This window comes from Streptomyces sp. NPDC104831, from assembly GCF_055583025.1.
This window is the reverse complement of record NZ_JBVJOT010000120.1, coordinates 1-7,806: the sequence shown is the minus strand read 5'-3', so window position 1 is coordinate 7,806 and position 7,806 is coordinate 1. Positions and strand designations below refer to the sequence as shown.

The following is a 7,806-nucleotide window of genomic DNA, read 5'->3' as shown; positions in this document are numbered from 1 at the left end:
CGCAACGCCATACAGTACAGAGAACTTAGGGATAGCCCCCGCCCCTACCCCCAGGACACAACACCCCCCCCCCCTCCTCCTCCCCTCCCCACCCCCCCCCCCCCCCACGCGCAGTGTTGTTGCCGGGGGCGGCAGAGACCGGGGGACACGAACGGCGCCGGGCCCGGACCGGTGTCACGGACGAGGCGTCAGTCCCTCTTCAGTTCCTGGGCGAGCATCACGAGGATGCCGCTGGGACCGCGGAGATACGTGAGCTTGTAGACGTCCTCATAGGTCGCCACGCCGCGCAGCGGGTGGCATCCGTGCCTCGCGGCTGTCGCGAGTGCCGCGTCGATGTCGTCGACCGAGAAGGCGACGCGGTGCATGCCGATCTCGTGGGGACGGGTGGGCGTCGACTCGATTGCTTCGGGATGGATGTACTCGAAGAGTTCGAGGCGACCGTGCCCGTCCGGTGTCTGGAGCATCGCGATGCGGGCGTGGTTGCCGTCAAGGCCGACGGCGGTGTCGGTCCACTCACCACTGACCGTGTCACGGCCGACCACCGTGAGGCCGAGATCGGTGAAGAAGGAGATCGCTGCTTCGAGATCGCGAACGGCGATGCCGACGTTCTCGAGTCTGATGGCCATGCGGCGCATGCTACCGAGCCGCGCGTTCGTCCGGGCCTCCGGACGGCCTCGCGCCGGTTCTTCCGTCTCCCGTGTCTGGTACGGGGTTCGAGGGGCATCCGGATGGCAGGAAGGAGGACCGCCGGATGACGGTTTCCCGTACGCACATGCCCGGTTGGGCGAAGGCGGTGACGGCCCTCGTGCTGGTACTCGCGCTGCTGTCCGCCGGGATCGGACTGGCCGTGCTCCCGGGCGTCAAGGGCCTGTTCGGCACGGAGACGCACGACCGCTCGGGCCCCGCTCTGCTGGAGTCCATCAAGGACATGAGCCGTTACGAGGCGGCCTCGGGCAACTTCCAGGTCGTCGTCGACCTGGAGAAGGACACGAAGTTCCTCCCTGACGCCCTGCGCGGTACCCGCACCCTGTACGTCGGCGCCGGCACGGTGGACGCGTACGTGGACCTCGGCAAGCTGGGCGCCGAGGACGTGACGGTGAACAAGGACCGCACGTCGGCCACGTTGCGGCTCCCGCACGCGCGACTGGGCGGGGCCGCCCTGGACGCGGAACACTCCTACGCCGTCTCCAAGCAGCGTGGACTGCTCGACCGTCTGGGCGACCTGTTCTCGGACAACCCCAACAGCGAACACGCCGTGCAGAAGCTCGCCGTGTCCCACATCCGCGAGGCGGCCGAGGGCAGCGGTCTGATCGCGCGGGCCGAGACCAACACCACGGACATGCTGGAGGGTCTGCTGCACTCCCTCGGATTCAAGGATGTGCACGTCTCCTACGGGTACTGACCCGTCCGGCGTTCCGCCGGTTCGACGGACAACCGCCTCACCCCACAGGGTCGTTGACGACTGGAGGATCGAATGGCCCGCATCGCCTTGTCCTCACGCGCAGCCTCTCCCGGCCGCGCGCCCCGAACGAGTCGCCTTGCCCGGTTCGGCCTCCGCGGCCCGGACGGCACGGAGCGGCCCCGTGAGGACGCCGAGAGCAGTCCGGCGACGGGGGCGGCCGGCACCGGTGGGCCCTTCGCGAGGGCGCGGGCGCGCTGGAGCGGCGGCCCTTCCCGGGGCACGCGGGCCGGCGGGACGGGCGACGTCCGCGCGGCCACCGAGGCCAGGCCCGCGGCGGAGACGAAGCCCGGACCCGCGCGTCGTCGGCATGTGCTCCCGCTGCCGGTGCGGATACTGGCGATGCTCTGCGCCTTCGTCTTCATGGTGGCCTTCGCCGCGGTACTGGCCAAGATCACCCTGGAGCCGTCCCCGGCCTCCGTCTCCCTGACGCACAGCAACCTGCACCCCGGTCGCTCCCTCAGGGCCTATCTGGACCAGCCCGAGCTGCGGGACGCCGTCAAGCAGGTCGGCGGCAACGTCCTGCTGGGCGTGCCGTTCGGGGTCCTGCTGCCGGTGCTCGCCCCCGGAGCCCGGGGGTTCTGGCGGGTCCTGCTGTTCACCGCGATCGTGATGCTGCTGGTGGAGACGGCCCAGGGCGCCCTGGTCACGGGGCGGGTCTTCGACGTGGACGACGTCATCCTCAACACGTCCGGCGCGATGGCCGGTTACCTGTTGCTGGGCCGCAGGCTCGGGCGGGTGCACGATCGCCGGAAGAGCGCGTGACGCGGGCGGCGGGGAAGGGCCGACGCGCCCGGGGAGGAAGCGGCCGGTGCCGGCGGTGGAGCACGGCTGTTCAGGACCCGCGAGGCGAGGGGCCGGGGCTCTCGGCCGACCGCCGGTGCCTGGTGCCACGGGGGGTGGTGACGTCCCGAAGGAGTGTGAGCACCCGCCGTCCCGGCGGCGCGGATCGCGGCGACGGACGGTCGGACGACCGGTGAGCCCGGTGGGGTGGTGTCAGGGGCCGAGTGCGTCGCGCAGGGTGGGACGGCAGGCGATGACCTCGTCGACACCGACGATCCGGAGGGTGCGCAGAACGGGTGCGGCCGGTGCGGCCAGCCGGAGCCAGCCGCCGGCCTCGGCGGCGGCCTGGTGGGCGGCGATGAGGATGTTGATGCCGGTGGAGTCCATGAAGGTGACCTGCCGCATGTCGATCACGAAGCGGGGCCGGCCGGTGCGGGCGGTGTCCAGGGCGTGACGCAGCGTGTCGCCGGTGTGGTGGTCGATCTCGCCGGTCAGCGTGATGACGCGGATGCCCTCGGTGGCGGTGGTCACGGCGGACAGCCCGCCGGGCGGCTGCGTGTGCCCCGCCGGCGCCGTCTGCGCACCTCGTGGATCGGCCATGCGGGTGATACTGGCACACGAAGACCTTGGCCCGCACCGCTGCCCTCGCGGTGCGGGCGGCGCCCTCGCGCCGGGAGAGTCGGCATCGGGGACGGGGCGTGTACCGCGCGGGCGGGGGTATGCGCGGGGTGTGAACGGGGTGACGAAGGCGGCCGCGATGGATTCGGTGCCGGTGGGCGAAGACGGTACGGCGCCTGACGAACGGGACTTGCAGGCCACGCTGGCCCTGGACGGTGACGGCTCCGTCATCGCCCGGGCCCGGCACCTGACCGCGGACTTCCTGACCCGCGTGCAGAGGGACCACGGCCTGCCGGTCTCGCAGCGCGCGCTGGAGCTGACCCAGCTGGTGGTCAGCGAACTGGTCACCAACGCCCGCAAGTACGCGCCCGGCCCGGTCCTGCTGGATCTGCGGATCGTGGGCGACGCGGTGGAGGTGGTGGTGTGGGACTCCGATCCGGTCCTGCCGGTCGCGCGGGCCTCGGACGCGGGGCGGGTGGGACAGCACGGGCTGGAGATCGTCATGGCCGTCGCCCAGGGCTTCGAGGTGCAGCGGGAGCCCGTCGGCAAACGCATCACCGTCCGCGTCGCCCTGCTCGACGATCCCGGCGGGTCGCTCGCCGGACGCCATCCCGGGTAGACCTCGGGGGAGCCGAAGGCGCCGGGACCGTCGTACGAGCCCCCTCGGTCGCGGGATGTCGTCGGCCCTCCGCCCGTCTCACGGTCCGCCGCGGGAGCGTCGGGCGTCTGTGCCGTGCGGGTGGCGGGTACACATGAGGTGCCCGGAGACGGGTGACCCACCTGAGCGGCCAGAAGGAGTTCCACAAGTGGCGAATCACGCTGCGAAACCGGTGATCGTCCGTGCGTGAGCCCGGCGAGGGGCGGACCGTGACCGAGCGCAGCGCGATGTCGCTGATGCGGTTGATGCAGGCCAGCCACACCGCCACGCTCGAACGGCTGCCGGGAATGATCGCCGAGCATGCCGCTGTGGCGGGGATGCACGACGTGGCGGTCTTCGTGGTGGACGTCCGTGAGACGGTGCTGCGCCGGCTCACCGGCCGGGGGACGGCTGCCGGCGACGGGGGAGAGGAGTTCACCGTCTCGGGCAGTCTGCCCGGTCAGGCATACCAGCGTGTGGAACTGCTCTCCGAATCCGAACGGGCCGGGCCGGGCGGTCGCCCCGGCGGCCGGAGGTGGTGGGTGGCCATCACCGACGGCGTCGAACGCCTGGGCGTGCTGCGGGCCGACACCCGCACCGACGACGAACCCGTCCGGCAGGCCCTGCGCGACCTCGCGTCCATGACGGCCCTGCTGCTGCTCAGCAAGCGGTCCTTCAGCGACTCCTACGCGCGTCTCGTGCGCACCGAGCCGATGAACGTGGCCGCGGAGATGCAGTGGAACCTCACCCCGCCGCCCGCGTACGCCGGACACGACGTCACCGTGGGCGCGGTGATGGAGCCCGCCTACCAGGTCGGCGGGGACGTCTTCGACTACGCCGTGGCCGGCAGCACCCTCCACCTTGGCGTCTTCGACGCCATGGGCCACGACACCACCGCCGGCATCACCGCCAACGTCGCCGTGGCCGCGTGCCGCAACGCCCGCCGCCAGGGTGCCTCCCTGAGCGAGACCAGCGAGCAGGTGGAACAGACCCTGATCGAACAGTTCAGCACCGGCCGCTACGTCACCGGCATCCTGGCCGACCTGGACATGGAAAGCGGCCGGCTGACGTGGATCAACCGCGGCCACCACCTGCCGATCCTGATCCGCGGCAACCGCTGGGCCACCGAACTGGCCTGCCCCCCGGCCGGCCCCATGGGCGCGGGCCTCCGCCTGCCGGTCACCATGGCCACGGAACAACTCCAGCCGGAAGACCGCCTGCTGCTCTACACCGACGGCATCGTCGAGGCCCGGGACGCCCGGGGAAGGGAGTTCGGCCGGGACCGGTTCGTCGACTTCGTCCTGCGCCACCACTCCGGCCGGCACACCCTGCACGAGACCTTGCGCCGGCTGATGGCCGCCGTGGTGGAACACCACGACGGCAAGCTCGACGACGACGCCACCGTGCTGCTCACCGAGTGGCGCGGCGGACACCAGCGGGAACTGATCCCCTGAACCGCCGCCCGCACGGGGAGCGGGGCGGGCAACCCCCCACGGCGGCCGGGCCGGAGTCCCGGGGATCCGGTCCGGGCCGGGATCCGGCAGCGGCCGGCCCGGCGGCCGGTTCACCCGGGTGGTGTCGTTCCGCGCCCGGCGCCTCACGGCCGTTCCCGTCCGCTGCGTGCCCGAGCGCCCGCGCACGCGTCCTGCGCGGCGATCCGGAGCGGTCTCGCCGTTTCAGCCCCGGCGCCCGTGCAACTCGTGCGTGGTCCCCGCCGGTCGGCGCCCTGGCGCAGGCCGCGTACGCGATCACCGAAGACACACCCGACGAGGAGGGCGAGAATGGATCACTCCCGTGTCCCTGTGCTGGAGGCGTTGCAGGAGTTCCGGCGTCGTGGCGACGTGGTGTACGGGCCTCCCGGCCACAAGCAGGGTCCAGGAGCCGATCCACGCGTCCTCGACATCGTGGGGGAGGGGGTCTTCGCCTCGGACGTGCTGTCCCTGAACGGGCTCGACGACCGCCGCGAGTCACAAGGGGTGCTCACTCAGGCGGAAGAGCTGATGGCCGACGCCGTCGGTGCCGAACGGACCTTCTTCTCCACCTGTGGCAGCTCGCTGTCGGTCAAGACGGCCATGCTGGCCGTGGCCGGGCCGGGCGAGAAACTCCTCGTCTCGCGCAATGCCCACAAGTCCGTGATCGCCGGTGTCATCGTCAACGGCGTGCAACCGGTGTGGGTGCACCCGAAGTTCGACACCGAGCGGCACCTGGCCCACCCGCCGGAGCCCGACGACGTGCGCCGGGCGCTGCGGGAACACCCCGATGCCAAGGGCATGCTGCTGATCACCCCGACGGACTGGGGCTCGTGCGCCGACATCCGCGGTACCGCCGGCGTCTGCCACGACCACGGCATCCCCCTGATCGTCGACGAGGCATGGGGAGCCCATCTGCCCTTCCACCCCGACCTGCCGGCCTGGGGCATGGACGCCGACGCGGACCTCGTCGTCACCAGCGTCCACAAGATGGGCGGAGCCATCGAGCAGAGCTCCGTCTTCCACCTCCAGGGCGACCGGATCTCACCCGAGGTGCTCAAACAGCGCGAGGACCTGCTCGGCACCACCAGCTCCTCCTCGCTGGTGTACGCCACCCTCGACGGATGGCGCCGCCACATGGTCCAGCACGGACACGACCTGCTGGACGCGGCGCTGCACCGCACGGCACGCATCCGAAAGGCCGTCACCGGCATGCCCGGTCTGCGCCTGATGGGACCGGAGGTCGTGGACCAGGGGCTGACGGCCGAGCTGGACCTGCTGAAGATCACCATCGACGTACGGGAACTCGGCATCAGCGGCATGCAGGCCGCCGAATGGCTGCGCGCCCACTGCCACGTCGACATCGGCTCCTCCGACACGTGCCGGATCAACGCGCAGATCACCCACGCCGACGACGACCGGACCGAGAACCTCCTCGTCGACTCCCTGCACCGCCTCGTCGAGCACGCCGGCACCATCGAGAAGCAGCCGCCGGTCCGTCTGCCCGAGCCCCGCGCGCTGCAACTGGAACAGGCCATGCTCCCGCGCGACGCCTTCTTCGCGAGCGCCGAGCACGTCCCGGCCCGGCAGGCCGTGGGACGCGTCGCGGCGGAGACGATCAGCCCCTACCCGCCCGGCGTTCCCGTCGTGGCCCCGGGTGAGGTGATCACCCGGGAAGTCGTCGACTACCTCACCAGCGGTGTGGCCGCCGGCATGCTCATCCCCGACGCCGCCGACCCCGGCGCCGAAACGCTGCGGGTGACGGCGCGATAGGCGCGGTTCGCGGACGAGTCACTCCGGGGGAGAACGTCCTGCCCTCGACTCCCTGACGACCGACCGCCGTTCCCTTCCCGCACACGACCCTCATCGCTCGCCCCGCGGAACCGCCGCCGGGGTGCGGCACGGCGCGCACGGCGCCCGCGCCCGGTCGGCGTTGGGCCCGCGAGGGCCCCTTCGCGGGGGCGGGCATCCCGGAGGGGCTTGCCGGGAATGCGGGGTGGTGGACTGGGAGGTGCCTGTGGTGGGCGGTGAGGGCTTGGGGCTGGACGAGGTGCTGCGGGCGGCGGAGGACGCCGCGCCGGTGGAATCGGTCGACGTGGTGGCGCGGAACCTGGAGAAGCGCTTCTCGGCGAGCGAGGTGTCGTTCTGGCTCGTGGACGTGGTCGGGCAGGAAGTCGTCCGGCTGCCCAGAGCCGGTACGGCCGCGCAGACGCGTGGTGAGACCGAGAGACGCGGGCTGACGGGAAGCGTCTACGACCGGGTGCTGCGTTCCCAGCACCTGCACCAGGAGCCGGACGAGATGGGCGGCTGCCGGCTGGTGGCCCCGGTGACGAACCGCGGCGACTGCATCGGCGTCCTGGAGCTGGTCGTGCCCGAGGCGGACGAGGCGGTACGGGACGCGGTGACGCAGGCCGCGCACGCGCTCGCGTACATCGTGGTGACCGACCGCCGCTTCACCGACCTCTACCACTGGGGACGGCGCACGACGACGATGACCCTGGCCGCGGAGATCCAGCACCAGCTGCTGCCCTCCGCGTCCTGCTGCGAGGCCGCGCAGTTCACCCTGGCCGGCGGGCTGGTCCCGGCCGACGACATAGGCGGCGACACCTACGACTACGCCCTCGACCAGGACGCCCTCTACCTCTCGATCACCGATGCCATGGGCCACGACACGGCCTCCGCGCTGCTGGCCACGCTGACCGTGAACGCCCTGCGCGGCGCCGGGGGGGGGGGGGGGGGGGGGGTCCTCCCCCCCCCCCCCCCCCCCCCGGTGATCGCCCGACACAGCCACCACACGCCCACCCAGCAACCTCTGCTCGTCCCACCGGAAACCAACGCCT

The 7,806-nt window shown here is 72.0% G+C and carries 7 protein-coding genes and 1 pseudogene; 6 read left to right on the top strand and 2 right to left on the bottom strand.

Annotated features, from left to right (window positions below; translation table 11 throughout):
- Positions 1-188: 188 nt before the first annotated feature.
- Positions 189-626: a VOC family protein gene (locus ACZ63H_RS38165; protein WP_469873054.1), complete on the bottom strand. Its 438-nt coding sequence runs from the start codon at positions 624-626 to the stop codon at positions 189-191.
- A 125-nt stretch (positions 627-751) separates the two neighbouring features.
- On the opposite strand from ACZ63H_RS38165, the gene ACZ63H_RS38160 reads away from it, so the two are divergent.
- A complete protein-coding gene (locus ACZ63H_RS38160; protein WP_469873053.1) occupies positions 752-1,402 on the top strand; it encodes a DUF4230 domain-containing protein in 651 nt (216 codons plus the stop codon).
- A 369-nt stretch (positions 1,403-1,771) separates the two neighbouring features.
- Positions 1,772-2,224 carry a VanZ family protein gene (locus tag ACZ63H_RS38155; RefSeq protein ID WP_469873052.1) on the top strand — a complete coding sequence of 151 codons (453 nt, stop codon included), beginning with the start codon at positions 1,772-1,774 and terminating at the stop codon, positions 2,222-2,224.
- A 231-nt stretch (positions 2,225-2,455) separates the two neighbouring features.
- On the opposite strand, the gene ACZ63H_RS38150 is transcribed toward ACZ63H_RS38155, so the two are convergent.
- Positions 2,456-2,842, bottom strand: coding sequence for an STAS domain-containing protein (locus ACZ63H_RS38150; protein WP_469873051.1), 387 nt, complete (start codon positions 2,840-2,842; stop codon positions 2,456-2,458).
- A gap of 157 nt (positions 2,843-2,999) precedes the next feature.
- On the opposite strand from ACZ63H_RS38150, the gene ACZ63H_RS38145 reads away from it, so the two are divergent.
- The 4 genes and pseudogenes from ACZ63H_RS38145 to ACZ63H_RS38130 form a co-directional block, all read left to right on the top strand.
- Positions 3,000-3,479: an ATP-binding protein gene (locus tag ACZ63H_RS38145; protein ID WP_469873058.1), complete on the top strand. Its 480-nt coding sequence runs from the start codon at positions 3,000-3,002 to the stop codon at positions 3,477-3,479.
- Between the two features lie 266 nt (positions 3,480-3,745).
- On the top strand, positions 3,746-4,951 hold the full coding sequence (locus ACZ63H_RS38140; protein WP_469873057.1) for a PP2C family protein-serine/threonine phosphatase: 1,206 nt from the start codon (positions 3,746-3,748) through the stop codon (positions 4,949-4,951).
- Positions 4,952-5,278: 327 nt separating this feature from the next.
- Positions 5,279-6,739: an aminotransferase class I/II-fold pyridoxal phosphate-dependent enzyme gene (locus tag ACZ63H_RS38135; protein ID WP_469873050.1), complete on the top strand. Its 1,461-nt coding sequence runs from the start codon at positions 5,279-5,281 to the stop codon at positions 6,737-6,739.
- Between the two features lie 247 nt (positions 6,740-6,986).
- Positions 6,987-7,806, top strand: a pseudogene (locus ACZ63H_RS38130) (serine/threonine-protein phosphatase); the annotation flags it as partial.

Bases quoted from the DNA above. Each gene is read 5' to 3' on its own strand.
- ACZ63H_RS38165 (WP_469873054.1), bottom strand. From the start codon at position 626: ATGGCCATCAGACTCGAGAACGTCGGCATCGCCGTTCGCGATCTCGAA.
- ACZ63H_RS38160 (WP_469873053.1), top strand. From the start codon at position 752: ATGACGGTTTCCCGTACGCACATGCCCGGTTGGGCGAAGGCGGTGACG.
- ACZ63H_RS38150 (WP_469873051.1), bottom strand. From the start codon at position 2,842: ATGGCCGATCCACGAGGTGCGCAGACGGCGCCGGCGGGGCACACGCAG.
- ACZ63H_RS38145 (WP_469873058.1), top strand. From the start codon at position 3,000: ATGGATTCGGTGCCGGTGGGCGAAGACGGTACGGCGCCTGACGAACGG.
- ACZ63H_RS38140 (WP_469873057.1), top strand. From the start codon at position 3,746: ATGTCGCTGATGCGGTTGATGCAGGCCAGCCACACCGCCACGCTCGAA.
- ACZ63H_RS38135 (WP_469873050.1), top strand. From the start codon at position 5,279: ATGGATCACTCCCGTGTCCCTGTGCTGGAGGCGTTGCAGGAGTTCCGG.